The 13,173-nt window shown below is 60.4% G+C and carries 14 protein-coding genes; 8 read left to right on the top strand and 6 right to left on the bottom strand.

Features of this window, described 5'->3' with window-relative positions; genetic code table 11:
- The first annotated feature begins 270 nt into the window (after positions 1 to 270).
- Entirely contained in the window at positions 271 to 1,158 is an 888-nt protein-coding gene (gene rhtA / locus AC07N4_RS26970) for a threonine/homoserine exporter RhtA (RefSeq protein WP_493066421.1), read from the top strand.
- Positions 1,159 to 1,326: 168 nt separating this feature from the next.
- Complete coding sequence (locus tag AC07N4_RS26965) at positions 1,327 to 1,608, top strand: hypothetical protein (protein WP_096821152.1); 282 nt, start codon at positions 1,327 to 1,329, stop codon at positions 1,606 to 1,608.
- A gap of 10 nt (positions 1,609 to 1,618) precedes the next feature.
- On the opposite strand, the gene AC07N4_RS26960 is transcribed toward AC07N4_RS26965, so the two are convergent.
- Positions 1,619 to 2,188 (bottom strand): TetR/AcrR family transcriptional regulator, encoded by a 570-nt coding sequence (locus AC07N4_RS26960; RefSeq protein WP_096821145.1) that lies wholly within the window; start codon positions 2,186 to 2,188, stop codon positions 1,619 to 1,621.
- Between the two features lie 92 nt (positions 2,189 to 2,280).
- On the opposite strand from AC07N4_RS26960, the gene AC07N4_RS26955 reads away from it, so the two are divergent.
- Together AC07N4_RS26955 and AC07N4_RS26950 are read left to right on the top strand one after the other, a co-directional pair.
- Entirely contained in the window at positions 2,281 to 3,009 is a 729-nt protein-coding gene (locus tag AC07N4_RS26955; protein WP_096821144.1) for an SDR family oxidoreductase, read from the top strand.
- A 33-nt stretch (positions 3,010 to 3,042) separates the two neighbouring features.
- Positions 3,043 to 3,633 carry a 2-hydroxychromene-2-carboxylate isomerase gene (locus AC07N4_RS26950; protein ID WP_102620398.1) on the top strand — a complete coding sequence of 197 codons (591 nt, stop codon included), beginning with the start codon at positions 3,043 to 3,045 and terminating at the stop codon, positions 3,631 to 3,633.
- Here the strand turns inward: AC07N4_RS26950 and AC07N4_RS26945 are convergent.
- The gene (locus AC07N4_RS26945; RefSeq protein ID WP_493066420.1) at positions 3,630 to 4,628 is read right to left on the bottom strand and encodes a zinc-dependent alcohol dehydrogenase family protein; all 999 of its coding nucleotides are present in this window, start codon (positions 4,626 to 4,628) and stop codon (positions 3,630 to 3,632) included. The two genes, AC07N4_RS26950 and AC07N4_RS26945, sit on opposite strands and share 4 nt — an antisense overlap.
- A gap of 112 nt (positions 4,629 to 4,740) precedes the next feature.
- Here AC07N4_RS26945 and AC07N4_RS26940 point away from each other — a divergent pair, with 112 nt between their 5' ends.
- Complete coding sequence (locus tag AC07N4_RS26940; protein WP_493066419.1) at positions 4,741 to 5,649, top strand: LysR family transcriptional regulator; 909 nt, start codon at positions 4,741 to 4,743, stop codon at positions 5,647 to 5,649.
- Here AC07N4_RS26940 and AC07N4_RS26935 read toward each other — a convergent pair.
- The 4 genes from AC07N4_RS26935 to AC07N4_RS26920 form a co-directional block, all read right to left on the bottom strand.
- The gene (locus AC07N4_RS26935; RefSeq protein WP_493066418.1) at positions 5,642 to 7,450 is read right to left on the bottom strand and encodes an aminopeptidase P family protein; all 1,809 of its coding nucleotides are present in this window, start codon (positions 7,448 to 7,450) and stop codon (positions 5,642 to 5,644) included. The two genes, AC07N4_RS26940 and AC07N4_RS26935, sit on opposite strands and share 8 nt — an antisense overlap.
- Positions 7,451 to 7,507: 57 nt before the next feature.
- On the bottom strand, positions 7,508 to 8,674 hold the full coding sequence (locus AC07N4_RS26930; protein WP_493066417.1) for an aminotransferase class V-fold PLP-dependent enzyme: 1,167 nt from the start codon (positions 8,672 to 8,674) through the stop codon (positions 7,508 to 7,510).
- 205 nt (positions 8,675 to 8,879) lie between these two features.
- Positions 8,880 to 9,494 (bottom strand): LysE family translocator, encoded by a 615-nt coding sequence (locus AC07N4_RS26925; protein ID WP_085710685.1) that lies wholly within the window; start codon positions 9,492 to 9,494, stop codon positions 8,880 to 8,882.
- 101 nt (positions 9,495 to 9,595) lie between these two features.
- Positions 9,596 to 9,865, bottom strand: coding sequence for a hypothetical protein (locus tag AC07N4_RS26920; protein ID WP_192558598.1), 270 nt, complete (start codon positions 9,863 to 9,865; stop codon positions 9,596 to 9,598).
- A 388-nt stretch (positions 9,866 to 10,253) separates the two neighbouring features.
- On the opposite strand from AC07N4_RS26920, the gene msuE reads away from it, so the two are divergent.
- The 3 genes from msuE to AC07N4_RS26905 are packed head-to-tail and all read left to right on the top strand — an operon-like array spanning position 10,254 to position 13,171.
- Positions 10,254 to 10,817 carry an FMN reductase gene (gene msuE / locus AC07N4_RS26915; protein WP_493066425.1) on the top strand — a complete coding sequence of 188 codons (564 nt, stop codon included), beginning with the start codon at positions 10,254 to 10,256 and terminating at the stop codon, positions 10,815 to 10,817.
- 10 nt (positions 10,818 to 10,827) lie between these two features.
- On the top strand, positions 10,828 to 11,973 hold the full coding sequence (ssuD, locus tag AC07N4_RS26910) for an FMNH2-dependent alkanesulfonate monooxygenase (RefSeq protein ID WP_007955828.1): 1,146 nt from the start codon (positions 10,828 to 10,830) through the stop codon (positions 11,971 to 11,973).
- Between the two features lie 10 nt (positions 11,974 to 11,983).
- Positions 11,984 to 13,171, top strand: a complete 1,188-nt coding sequence (locus AC07N4_RS26905; RefSeq protein ID WP_096821137.1) for an acyl-CoA dehydrogenase family protein — start codon at positions 11,984 to 11,986, stop codon at positions 13,169 to 13,171.
- Positions 13,172 to 13,173 lie beyond the last annotated feature (2 nt).

Genomic DNA, 13,173 nt, shown 5'->3' with positions numbered 1-13,173 from the left:
AACTCCTTCCAGGCTTCGATGACCTGAAGCAAGCCGCTGTCGAAAACTGCGTAACTCATTGAGTTTCAAGGAGTTTTTCGTTTCGACTGCGCCGGAAGTGGGGCGAATTATAGGCCTCCAGAATCTGCCGTCAACCCCTAATTTGATTTTTCTATCAGTCGACTCAAAAAGCCCGCTTATATATAGACGCAACACCAGCGAATGCGCAGTATATTGCCCATCACTCAGTTAGTGCCTTCTACTGCCTTTACTATCGGACGATGCCGCGCAATGAACGACCAACCCCGCAGTCTTGTATCCATCCTGTTTCCGGTTGGCCTGATATTGATCGCCATGGCATCGATCCAGTCTGGCGCTTCTCTGGCCAAAAGCATGTTCCCCATCGTGGGCGCCCAAGGCACAACGACGCTACGCCTGATGTTCGCCAGCGTGATCATGCTGCTATTGCTGAGACCCTGGAGGGCAAAGCTGACGGCCAAATCGCTGCGCACCGTGATCGTGTACGGGATGGCGTTGGGCGGCATGAACTTCCTCTTCTATATGTCCTTGCGCACCGTGCCGCTCGGCATTGCGGTGGCGCTGGAGTTCACCGGGCCGCTGGCCGTCGCCATCTACGCTTCCCGTCGTGCAATCGACTTCCTCTGGATTGCCCTCGCGGCCGTCGGATTGCTGCTATTGATACCTACAGGTGCAGCGACAGCGGGTCTAGACCTTACCGGTGTGGCCTATGCGCTTGGTGCGGGTGTTTGCTGGGCGCTTTACATTCTCTTCGGCCAGAAAGCTGGCGCTGACAACGGCGTGACGACTGCAGCTCTGGGAGTGATGATCGCAGCCCTGTTCGTTGCGCCCATCGGGATCGTCCACGCCGGCGCCGCATTGCTGACGCCAGCATTGATCCCGATAGCCATTGGTGTCGCCATTCTTTCCACAGCCCTGCCCTATACCCTGGAAATGGTCGCCCTCACCCGCATGCCCGCTCGTACTTTCGGTACGCTGATGAGCATTGAGCCGGCATTTGGTGCGCTATCAGGGCTGCTGTTCCTGCAGGAATATCTCTCCTTGTCACAATGGATGGCCATCCTGTGCATTATTCTGGCTTCCGTCGGAGCAACGATGACCATGGGCAGCCATGCCAAGCCCGTGATTGCGGCGGATTGAAAGCGGTTGTAACGAAGGTCTGGCATTTGCCGCTCATTTAGGCCATGTTTAGCCTCGCAACTCAGTGCCAGATATGGACTTTTTCGGATAGGGACATCGGAACGCGTCAAGCGAGAGCGAATGCAGGCAGACCCGAGCGCCAGACTCGAGGCCGCCATAAGGACGGTAATGAAACGAATTTTGATACTGATCGCCGTACTCGCCATTTCGGGATGCGCGGCGACCTCCAAGGCTCAGGTAAAGCACGGCAAAAAAGGGCTGCACATCAACTGTTCAGGGCTCTCCTCCTCCTGGGACAAGTGCTACACCAGTGCCGCCAACTCCTGTGCGCCAAAGGGTTATAAAGTCATCGCCAAGTCCGGGGATGCGGTGGAAGAGCCGGGTGATTATCCCTTCGGTCTCAACCCCGCCGGCTATACCAGCCGAAGCATGATCGTCATCTGCAAATAAACCGCCGCCGCTATTGTGCTCGCTGAACGGCGAGCTGGCGGCCGATCTCTTCGTGACTGGACTCCAGCACCCGTTGCTGGATCTGCGGGGACGCCAACATCCGCGCCACCACCAACGCCCCGACACATTGCGACAGAATGGCCCAGGCCAGGCTGTCGCTCTCCAGAATCTGCGCCCAACTTTCCTGAAGCCGACAAATCCACAGTTCGGCCTGTTCCCGCACGACGACATCCGACCGAGCAATCTCAGCGCCCAGCGCAGGTAACGCGCAACCCAGCTCAGGCTGCTCGACATGAGCCATGTTCAGATAGAGTTTCAGGCATCGCTCCAAACGTTCACGATCCTGCTCACCGCGCCCACCCAACCGCTCCAGGCTCTGACACAACTCGCGCTCGACGATAGCGGCGAACAGGGCATCCTTGGACGAGAAATGACTGTAGAACGCCGCGCCACTCAGGCCGATCGTCTTCATCAGGCCATCGACACCCATCGTTGAAAATCCGCTTTTTTTCGCAGACAGCGAGCTGCTTTGCAGCAGCTTTTCTTTGGTTTCAAGCTTGTGACCGGCGGAGTACCGCATGCATTCATCCTCGCAATTGACTGCCTTGACGCTGAGCAAATCCTAGCATAACGTTCGTTCACTTAACGATCGTTTACTAAAGGGATCCACCCATGAATAACAAGAAGGTCGTATTGGTTGTCGGTGCAGGTGATGCCACAGGCGGCGCCATCGCCAGGCGGTTCGCCAAGGAAGGTTTCATCGCTTGCGTCACACGGCGCAGCGCCGACAAATTGCAACCGTTGGTGGAAGCCATCCAGGCAGACGGCGGCGAAGCCCACGGTTTTGCCTGCGATGCGCGCAAGGAAGAAGACGTCATTGCGCTGATCGAAGATATCGAAACCCGTCTCGGGCCAATCGAAGCGTTCGTTTTCAACATCGGCGCCAACGTGCCTTGCAGCATTCTCGAAGAAACGGCGCGCAAGTATTTCAAGATCTGGGAAATGGCCTGTTTCTCAGGGTTTCTCAATGCCCGCGAAGTGGCCAAGCGCATGGTGACCCGCCAACGTGGCACCATTCTGTTCACCGGCGCTACCGCCGGGTTGCGCGGCGCCTCCGGTTTCGCCGCATTCGCCGGGGCCAAGCACGGCATCCGCGCACTGGCGCAAAGCATGGCCAGGGAACTCGGCCCGATGAACATTCACGTTGCCCACATCGTGGTCGACGGCGCCATCGACACCGACTTCATCCGCAGCAACTTCCCCGACAAATACGCAACCAAGGATCAGGACGGTATTCTCAATCCCGAGCATATCGCCGAGAACTATTGGTACCTGCACAGCCAGCCAAGGGACGCCTGGACCTTCGAGCTGGATCTGCGCCCCTGGAACGAACGCTGGTAATCCCTTCCAATAACAACAACGAGTGCAGCGACCATGAGCAAAACCGTGGAGTTCTACTTCGACCTCGGCAGCCCCGCCACCTATCTGGCCTACACCCAACTGCCAGGAATCTGCGCCGAGACCGGCAGCCAGCTGATCTATATCCCGATGTTGCTGGGCGGCGTGTTCAAAGCCACCGGCAATGCTTCACCGGCGATGATCCCGGCCAAGGGCCGCTACATGTTTCAGGATCTGGACCGCTACGCCAAACGCTACGGCGTGCCCCTTAAATTCAATCCGCACTTCCCGATCAATACCCTGATGTTGATGCGCGCTGTCACAGGTATTCAACTGCGTCATCCAGAACGCTTTCTGGCGTTCATCGACTGCCTGTTCAAAGCGCTGTGGGTTGAGGGTCGCAGCCTCGATGAACCGGCAACGGTGGCAGCCGTGCTGACCGAACATGGCTTCAATCCTGAACAGGTACTGGCACTGACCAATGATGAAGCGGTCAAGGCTGCCCTCAAGGACAACACCGAGACGGCCGTGAAGCGTGGCGTCTTCGGCGCGCCGAGCATGTTCATCGGCAACCAGTTGTTCTTCGGTCAGGATCGGCTCGACTTCGTTGAAGAAGCCCTGCGTTAGATCTCTACTACAAGACGTCCCCGGGCTGCTTTCGATGAAAGCAGCTCATGGGCCTCGCCAGCTGACTCAAGCGTGAACCGACGCGCATCGAGCAGTGGCTTCACCGCTCCAGCTTCGATCAACAAGGCAACCTGGCGCAGGATCTCGCCATGATGCTCGCCACCCTTTCCAGTCAGCAGCGGCAACAAGGTAAACACGCCAGAGTAGGTCGCCCCCCTGAAGGACAGCGGCGCCAGACTATGCTGCCCCCAGCCCAGGCAACTCAAGACATGGCCGTGATAGATCCGTGCAGCCTTGAAGGACGCATCCAGCGTTTCACCGCCAACCGTGTCATAAACGATATCGAACCCCTCCCCCGCCGTGTATTGGCTGACATAGTCCTCGACCGACATCTCGCGGTAATCAATGAACGTCGCACCATAACCTTCAATAATTCCGCGCTGCCCCGCAGACCCCGTCGCAAAAACTTCGGCACCGAACGCGCGGGCAATTTGCACCGCCACATGCCCAACGCCACCCGCACCACCGTGAATCAACACCTTTTGCCCAGCCCTCACCCGAGCACGATCCACCAGACCTTCCCAGGCAGTAATCAGCACCAGCGGTAAACCTGCGGCCTCGTGCATGCTCAGGTTGGCCGGTTTACGCGCCAAAAGCAGCGCATCAACCACCGCAAATTCGGCCAGCGAACCCTGCACGCCGCCAATGCCGGTTGCCAACGCATAAACCTCATCGCCCGGCGCCCAGCCCTGCACGCCCTCACCCACCATCTCAATCACCCCCGCCAGATCCAGCCCCAGCACCGCCGGCAACGACTGTCGGGCATGGGCGGCCTGCCCCGCACGGATTTTCAGGTCCAGCGGATTCACACCGCTGGCCTTGATCCGCACCAACACCTGCCCGACCCCGGCCACGGGGCGTTCAAGGGAAACCAAGCGTAGCGGACCGTTAGCGGTGTCCACCATCAGCGCGCGCATGTGCAGTGAGTCAGTCATTTCGGTCATTCCTGTGGGAGAAAGTGAAGCCATGTTCTCCCAACCGACTCATGCCGATAAGACGCCGAATGACTATAGTGATCATGCCAAACCAGCATGAATGAGGCGCTCCGTGGACAAGCTCAACGCAATGGCAATCTTCGTCCGGGTGGTCGAGCGGGGCAGTTTTTCCGCCGTGGCCCGGGAGCTGCAGACCACCCAACCCACCATCAGCAAGGTTCTGCGCGCCCTTGAAATCCAGCTGGGCGGCAAGCTGATTGCCCGCAGCACACGCAAGTTGTCGCTGACCGATGAAGGGCAGCGGTACTACAACGAATGCCGAAATATCCTCGCAGCCGTGGATGCTGCCGAACACAGCTTCCAGTCCGGCAGAGAAACGGTGGCCGGGTCGCTGCGGATCGGCTCCTCGGTCAGCTTCGGTCGGCTACACATCGCCTCGCGCCTGCCCGGTTTTCTTGAGCGCTACCCGCAAGTGCAGATTGACCTGCATCTGAACGACGAGAACCTGGATCTGGTCAGCGAAGGCCTGGATGTCAGCCTGCGCATCGGCGAGTTGAACGACAGCGGCATGATCGCCCGTCGAATCGGCACCACCCATCGCGTCACCGTCGCGGCACCTGCTTATCTGCAACGCCATGAACATCCGCAATCGCCGCGGGATCTTGCGCAGCACAACTGTCTGCAATTCAACCTGCTCGAATCGCAGAATCTGTGGACTTACGAAAAGGACGGACAACGCTACGAGGTGCGCATCAAAGGCAATGCACAGAGCAACAACTCCGAGGCAATCCGTGAAATGGTCTTGGGAGGGTTGGGTATTTCGCTGTCGCCGATCTGGCTGTTCAGCGAGGATTTGAAGGTCGGTCGAGTGGTCGCCCTGTTGCAGGACTACCAGACCCGATCACTGCCGATACACGCGGTGTCCCCGGCGAACCGTCGCCAGTCCGCCAGGGTCAACGCGTTTGTCGATTACATGACCCAGGCGCTGGCAGCAGCGCCCGAGCTTCAACCTCTTAAATAGCGGCCGTGCGCGTGTTTAACCACGCCAGCGACTCACCACTGAGCAACGGGCTCAAACGCTCGCGCACTTCGGCGTGATAGGCGTTGAACCACTGTTTCTCTTCCTGCGTCAGCAAGGACGGTTCCAGGCAACGGGTATCGATCGGGCACAGGGTCAGGGTTTCGAACTTGAGGAATTCGCCGAACTCGCTGCTTCCAGCCAGAACGTTCATCGCCAGGTTCTCGATGCGCACACCCCAGCGGCCCGGACGGTAAGTGCCCGGCTCGATGGAGGTGATCATTCCAGGTTGCATGGCGGTTTGCGGCGCTGGCGCAGCCTGATAGGCGATCACCTGCGGACCTTCGTGCACATTGAGGAAATAACCCACGCCGTGACCGGTGCCATGGCCGTAATCCACGTTTTCGGCCCAGATCGGCGCACGGGCAATCGCATCCAGCAGCGGCGACAGGATGCCTTTCGGGAAATGCGCACGGGACAACGCAATCACGCCCTTCAACACTCGGGTGCAATCGCGTTTCTGTTCTTCGCTCGGCGTGCCGACCGCCACCATACGAGTGATGTCAGTGGTACCACCCAGGTATTGGCCGCCGGAATCGATCAGCAGCAAGCCGTCGCCCTCGATCACCGCGTGCTCTTCCGGGGTGGCGTGGTAGTGCGGCATCGCGCCGTTGGCGTTGTACGCAGCGATGGTGTTGAAACTCAGCGACACATAATCCGGACGACGCTCACGGGCCGCCGTGAGTTTCTCGTCAATGGTCAGCTCGGTAATGCGCTCGCGACCCCAGGCCGATTCCAGCCAGGTGAAGAACTCGCACAGCGCCGCGCCGTCCTGTTCCATCGCCTGACGGATGTGCTCGGCATCCGCCGGGCTCTTTTGTGATTTGGCGAGGGTGGTCGGGTTCAGGCCTTCGACCAGTTTCACGCCACTGTCGAGGTTGCCCAGCAGGCCGCTGGTTACCCGTGCCGGGTCCACCAGCAGGCTCGCGCCGTTCGGGATCGCACGCAAGGCGTCAGCAATTTCGCTGTAGTCGCGTAGGGTCACGCCATCCTTTTCCAGGACTGCGCGCAGATCAGTGTCGACCTTGCTCAAGGCCACAAACAGCGTGGCTTGTTGCTGACCGATCAAGGCAAAAGAAACGAACACCGGGTTGAACGACACATCGCCGCCGCGCAGGTTGAACAGCCAGGCGATGTCGTCGAGGGTGGCGATGAAGTGCCAATCGGCGCCGCGTTCCTGCAGGGTTTCACGCAGTTGGGCGAGTTTCTCGCCACGGCTGACGGTCGCCTGCGGCGGCAAGTGTTGATAGATCGGCGCGTTCGGTAGGCCCGGACGGTCGCTCCAGACTTCGTTCAACAGGTCGAGGTCGGTCCGCAGGCTGGCGCCGCGCGCTTCGAGCTTGCTGCCCAGGGTCCGCGCCGACGCCACGGCCATTACCGCGCCATCGACCGCGACCACGCCACCTTCCGGCGTCTGCTCGGCCAGCCAGTCCAGCGGGCTTGGCTGGCCCGGCTGCAACTTGACCAGCTCGATGCCGCTGCCTTTAAGTTCCTTGGTCGCCTGTTCCCAGTAACGACTGTCGGCCCAGACCCCGGCGAAATCAGTGGTGACAATCAATGTCCCCACCGAGCCATGGAAACCCGACAACCACTGCCGCCCCTGCCAGTAACCCGGCAGGTATTCCGACAGGTGCGGGTCGGCGGACGGCACCAACAGTGCGTGGATGCCTTCGCGACGCATCAGTTCGCGGGTGTGCGCCAGGCGCTGGGGAACCGTTCCTTCGGTCAAAGTCTGGGTACTCATCGTGTCTCCTGCCAATCACTTCATCGTTATTGTTCGGTGCCGTTCGAAGTCGGCTCGTTAAAGCCCTGTCGCCCAGAATGCCGGAGCACTGGCGCAGGCGGTCTTGATCAGATCTACAGCCTTGTCGATGTCCTCGGCGGTGGTGAAACGACCGAGGCTCAGACGAATGGTACGACCAGCCAAATGCGCATCGTGCCCCAATGCCAGCAGCACGTGGGACGGTGTGTTGCTGGCGGAGTTACAAGCCGAAGTCGCAGAGAACGCGATCGAATGGCTCAGCGCCGCCGGGTTGAACTCGCCTTCGCTGAAGGTCAGGCTCAGGGTATGCGGGATACGTTGGCTGGCGCTGCCGTTGAGGCGTACGCCGGGCAGGCTCAACAGTTGTTCGAGCAGGCGCTCGCGCAACGCGACGATGGTTTGTTTCTCGTCTTCGAAAGCCGCAGCAGCCAGGGCAAAGGCCGAGCCCATCGCGGCGATCTGGTGAGTGGCCAGCGTACCGGAACGCAATCCGCCCTCGTGGCCGCCACCGTGAATCTGCGCCTGCAAGCGCTGTTGCGCACGCGGGCCGACGTACAGCGCGCCGATGCCTTTGGGGCCGTAGAGCTTGTGTGCCGAGAACGACATCAGGTCCACCGGCCATTGCGCCAGATCGATCGCGACCTTGCCGGCGCCCTGGGCCGCATCGACGTGGAACAACGCCCCGCGTCCACGCACCACTTCGCCGATGGCCGGGATGTCGTTGACGGTGCCGAGTTCGTTGTTGACCAGCATCAACGACACCAGAAAGGTGTCGTCGCGCATCGCTTCGCTGACCGCTTGCGCAGTAATCAGGCCGTCGGCGTCCGGCACCAGATAGGTCACGGCGACACCGGCGTCCTGCAATTGCCGGGCAGTGTCGAGGATGGCCTTGTGTTCGATCTGACTGGTGATGATGTGGCCGCCGGACACGCCACGGGCCTGGGCCACGCCTTTGAGAGCAAGGTTGTTGGATTCGGTGGCGCCGGAGGTCCAGACGATCTGTTGCGCCTGGGCGCCGACCAGTTCGGCGACTTGCTGACGGGCGTTCTCGACGGTTTTTCGAGCCTGTTGGCCGAAGGCGTGGGAACTGGAGGCCGGGTTGCCGAAGTTACCGTTGAAACCCAGACACTCGATCATCACCTGGATGACCCGCTCATCCACCGGGGTGGTGGCGGCGTAATCGAAATACAGCGGACGTGTGTTCATAAAAAGACTCGCAGAGCGTGTTCCGGGATCAGGAAGCTCGTGTCTACAAACGGCACGGCGCAGCCTTGTGAGCTGCGCCCGGGTTCGAGAGCGTCATCAATACCTGATCGGATGCCGTTAAAGAAGTAGGGCTTCATTAAAAGTGCGTAGGAACGCTCCTGAACGCGACTTTAACAGGCATCGGGCCGGCGGTTGTAGCACTGCGTCAGCTAAAGCTTTCAAGGAGTAACGGATACAGCGAAATCACCAGCAGCGCCGCCATGCCCCAGTTGAACACCCGCAACCAGCGACGATCCTTCAGTACGTTGCGCAGCAAGGTCCCGCACGCCGCCCAGACGCCGACGCTCGGCAAGTTGATGATGGCAAACACCGCCGCAATCACGATCACGTTGGTGAAATAACCCTGCATCGGCGTGTAGGTGCTGATGGCGCCAATGGCCATGATCCAGGCCTTGGGATTGACCCACTGGAAGGCTGCCGCGCCGAGGTAGCTGATCGGTTTCGCCTCGCCTGACTCACTTTCCCCGACCGGGCCGGAGTGAGCAATTTTCCATGCCAGGTACAGCAAGTACGCCGCGCCGACGTAACGCAGAACCGTATAAAGAAGAGGATAAGTCTGGAACACCGCGCCCAAACCAAAACCCACCGCCACCACCAGCACAAAGAAGCCGCAGGTAATGCCGAGCATATGGGGAATGGTGCGGTTAAAGCCGAAATTCACGCCCGATGCCAGCAACATGGTGTTGTTCGGCCCCGGCGTGATCGAGGTGACAAGGGCAAACAGGGCAAAGCCCAGCAGCAGGTCGAGCGAGAGGGTCATGGCAGGCAGTCCGTCAGGGTCATTCAGGTGTTGACCCTATCCCACGGCGCCGCGCAAACCCACGGACAGTTGGGTAAAACTTCGAGCAGTACAGTTGCGAATCAGCTAGGACGACCGTGCAGCTGTACGGTCCGCTCCGCGCTCATTTCACTCTTGTTATCAAACCCGAAAGTCTTCTGTGGCTGACCAAGCAGTTGGGCTTTCTTCGCGTGGTATTCCTCGAACGACAAGCCGCTGCGGTTCAGGGTTTCCAGCGCCAGCTCGCGGGTTTCTTCCGCCGTGTAAGGACGCAATTCCGGGGAAACGTGGCTCGCGCAACCGGCGAGAACAGAGACAGCGAGCATCAGGGAAACAGTCAGTAAACGATTCATGGGAGCGTCCTGGCGAGCAGTGTGGGTCGATGGAGAAAGGCTACGCCCGGGCACGCTCCGGCAGAAATCAACGCTCTCAATAGTGGCTATCAGAATTCGGGCAGGTCAGTCCCGAATATTCACAAACGATCTATCAATATCAATTAACAGTCTTTTACGGAATAACAGTCAGCCTTTATAAATCCTTCATCGCGTTCGGCACTGTTGCTCCAGCAACTGTTTCCCAGGCAACAGCGGTTCAACAAACCGGCCTGAAAGTCACATGAGCGCAGCCACCGACAACGCTCAAAGCCCCGGAATACGGGCTTCACAGGAATTGGTACAGCGCTTGCTCTGCTCCGGTGACTACTCACTGCTCGCCGAGCAACTGTTGAAAAAGGAACTGACCATGTCGCGTCCACTGAAAGTCGTCGCCCTGTCCGGCGGAACCTGGCGTCCATCCCGCACCCTGGTGCTGACCCAGGCCCTGCTGACCGAATTGTCCGGGCACTTGCCCGTCGAGAGTCACTTGATCGAACTCGGTGACATAGCCCGCCCGCTCGGCGCCGCGCTGTCCCGTCAGGAACTACCGGCCGAGATCGAAGCCGAGCTGCAAGCCATCGAACAGGCTGACCTGCTGATTGTCGCGGCGCCAGTGTACCGCGGCTCCTATCCGGGGCTGCTCAAGCACTTGTTCGACCTGATTGATCTCAATGCGCTGATCGACACGCCTGTGCTGCTCGCCGCCACCGGTGGCAGCGAACGCCATGCGCTGGTCCTCGATCATCAGTTGCGCCCGCTGTTCAGTTTCTTCCAGGCCGTGACCCTGCCGATCGGCGTGTACGCCACCGAAGCCGATTTCGCCGACTACCAGATCACCAGCGAGCAACTAAAAGCGCGCATCCGTCTGGCCGCCGAACGCGCCGCGCCGCTGTTTGGCACTCACTTCAAACCGTTGCTGAAAATCGCTTAAGGAGCTGTTCATGGATGTTTTCTGGTTCCTGCCGACCCACGGCGACGGTCACTATCTGGGCACCACCCAAGGCGCGCGCCCGGTCACACTCAATTACCTGAAACAGGTGGCGCAGGCCGCCGACAGCCTTGGCTACCACGGCGTGCTGATTCCCACCGGGCGCTCCTGCGAAGATTCGTGGGTGATCGCCTCGGCGCTGGTGCCGCTGACCGAACGCCTGCGTTATCTGGTGGCGATTCGTCCGGGGATCATTTCACCGACGGTCTCGGCGCGCATGGCCGCGACCCTGGATCGACTGTCCAACGGTCGCTTGCTGATCAACGTCGTGACCGGCGGTGACCCCGACGAAAACCGTGGCGACGGCAGTTTCCTCAGCCACAGCGAACGCTACGAAGTCACCGACGAATTCCTCAAGATCTGGCGTCGCGTGTTGCAAGGCGAAGCGGTGGATTTCGAAGGCAAACACCTGAAAGTACAGAACGCCAAAGCCCTGTATCCGCCGGTGCAGAAACCCTATCCGCCGCTGTACTTCGGCGGTTCCTCCGACGCGGCCCATGATCTGGCCGCCGAGCAGGTCGACGTGTACCTGACCTGGGGCGAACCACCGGCCGCCGTCGCCGAGAAACTCGCCGATGTACGTGAGCGCGCAGCCCGTCACGGACGCAAGGTGAAGTTCGGCATCCGCCTGCATGTGATCGTGCGCGAGACCGCCGAAGAAGCCTGGAAAGCCGCCGACAAACTGATCGAACACATCAGCGATGAAACCATCGAGGCCGCGCAGAAATCCTTTTCGCGTTTCGACTCCGAAGGCCAGCGGCGCATGGCCGCTCTGCACGACGGGCGCCGCGACAACCTGGAAATCGCCCCCAACCTGTGGGCCGGCGTCGGCCTGGTGCGCGGCGGGGCCGGCACCGCGCTGGTCGGCGATCCACAACAAGTGGCGGCGCGAATCAAGGAATACGCAGACTTGGGCATCGAGAGTTTCATCTTCTCCGGCTACCCGCATCTCGAAGAGGCCTACCGCTTTGCCGAGTTGGTGTTCCCGCTGTTGCCCGAGCCGTATGCGAGCCTGGCCGGACGCGGCGTGACCAACCTCACCGGGCCGTTCGGCGAAATGATCGCCAACGATGTACTGCCCGCCAAAGCCAACGCCTGAGGAAGACCGAGTGACCGCCAAACCGCAAAGCACCCTGCTCTCCCCCTTGCAGACCGCCCGCCAACTGGCCGCCGAATTCGCCCTGACCGCCGTCGAACGCGACGAACGCGGCGGTACGCCGAAAGCCGAACGCGACGCCCTGCGCGACAGCGGTCTGCTGGCCCTGAGCATTCCCACCCGATACGGCGGCCTCGGTGCGCGCTGGAGCGAAACCCTGGAAGTCGTGCGCGAATTCGCCAAGGTCGACAGCTCGATCGCCCACGTCTTCGGTTTTCATCATTTGATGCTGGCCACCGTGCGCCTGTTTTCCCGCCCGGAACAATGGCAACCGTGGTTCGAACAGACCGCGCGGCAGAACTGGTTCTGGGGCAACGCGCTCAACCCGCTGGACACCCGCACCGTGGTCAAGGACCTGGGCGGCTGGCGCGAGTTTTCCGGCAAGAAGAGCTTCTGCTCCGGCGCCAGCGATTCACAAATGCTGATCGCCTCGGCGGTGGACGAAAGCAACGGCGGCAAACTGCTGATCGCGGCAATTCCCAGCGGGCGCAGCGGCATCACCTTGCACAACGACTGGAACAACATCGGCCAGCGCCAGACCGACAGCGGCAGCGCCACGTTCGAACGGGTACGGGTCGAGGAATCGGAACTGCTGCTGGATCCGGGCCCGTTGAGTACCCCGTTCGCCTGTTTGCGCCCATTGATTGCACAACTGACGTTCACGCATATGTTTCTCGGTATCGCCGAAGGGGCCTTTGAAGAAGCGCGGCAATACACCCTCAGCGAAACCCGCGTCTGGCACAAATCCTCGGTGCGCGAGGTGCGTGAAGACCCGTATGTGCTGGCCCATTACGGCGATTTCTGGGTCGCCCTCGAAGGCATCCGTCTGCTGGTGGAACGCGCCGCCACGTTGCTCGACGAGGCATGGGCCAAAGGCCCGAACCTCAGCGCCGAAGAACGCGGTCACCTGGCCACGGCGATTGCCACGGCCAAGGTCGCCGCCAGTCGTCAGGGCCTGGAGATTTGCAGCCGGCTGTTCGAAGTCACCGGCGCCCGTTCAACCCACGCGTCGCTGCGCCTGGACCGCCACTGGCGCAACCTGCGCACGCAAACCCTGCACGACCCGCTGGATTACAAACTCCACGAGCTGGGCGACTGGGCGCTGAACCAGTCCCTGCCGGTGCCGACGTTCTATTCCTGATT

It is taken from the genome of Pseudomonas sp. GW821-FHT09E04 (assembly GCF_059416185.1).
The sequence above is the reverse complement of the archived record's forward strand: the minus strand, read 5'-3'. Positions and strand labels throughout refer to the sequence as shown.

What these genes read in the sequence shown, in the direction of transcription:
- AC07N4_RS26945 (WP_493066420.1), bottom strand. Translation starts at nt 4,628, where the DNA reads ATGACTGACTCACTGCACATGCGCGCGCTGATGGTGGACACCGCTAAC.
- AC07N4_RS26955 (WP_096821144.1), top strand. Translation starts at nt 2,281, where the DNA reads ATGAATAACAAGAAGGTCGTATTGGTTGTCGGTGCAGGTGATGCCACA.
- AC07N4_RS26925 (WP_085710685.1), bottom strand. Translation starts at nt 9,494, where the DNA reads ATGACCCTCTCGCTCGACCTGCTGCTGGGCTTTGCCCTGTTTGCCCTT.
- AC07N4_RS26930 (WP_493066417.1), bottom strand. Translation starts at nt 8,674, where the DNA reads ATGAACACACGTCCGCTGTATTTCGATTACGCCGCCACCACCCCGGTG.
- ssuD (WP_007955828.1), top strand. Translation starts at nt 10,828, where the DNA reads ATGGATGTTTTCTGGTTCCTGCCGACCCACGGCGACGGTCACTATCTG.
- AC07N4_RS26920 (WP_192558598.1), bottom strand. Translation starts at nt 9,865, where the DNA reads ATGAATCGTTTACTGACTGTTTCCCTGATGCTCGCTGTCTCTGTTCTC.
- AC07N4_RS26960 (WP_096821145.1), bottom strand. Translation starts at nt 2,188, where the DNA reads ATGCGGTACTCCGCCGGTCACAAGCTTGAAACCAAAGAAAAGCTGCTG.
- msuE (WP_493066425.1), top strand. Translation starts at nt 10,254, where the DNA reads ATGTCGCGTCCACTGAAAGTCGTCGCCCTGTCCGGCGGAACCTGGCGT.
- AC07N4_RS26935 (WP_493066418.1), bottom strand. Translation starts at nt 7,450, where the DNA reads ATGAGTACCCAGACTTTGACCGAAGGAACGGTTCCCCAGCGCCTGGCG.
- AC07N4_RS26950 (WP_102620398.1), top strand. Translation starts at nt 3,043, where the DNA reads ATGAGCAAAACCGTGGAGTTCTACTTCGACCTCGGCAGCCCCGCCACC.
- AC07N4_RS26965 (WP_096821152.1), top strand. Translation starts at nt 1,327, where the DNA reads ATGAAACGAATTTTGATACTGATCGCCGTACTCGCCATTTCGGGATGC.
- rhtA (WP_493066421.1), top strand. Translation starts at nt 271, where the DNA reads ATGAACGACCAACCCCGCAGTCTTGTATCCATCCTGTTTCCGGTTGGC.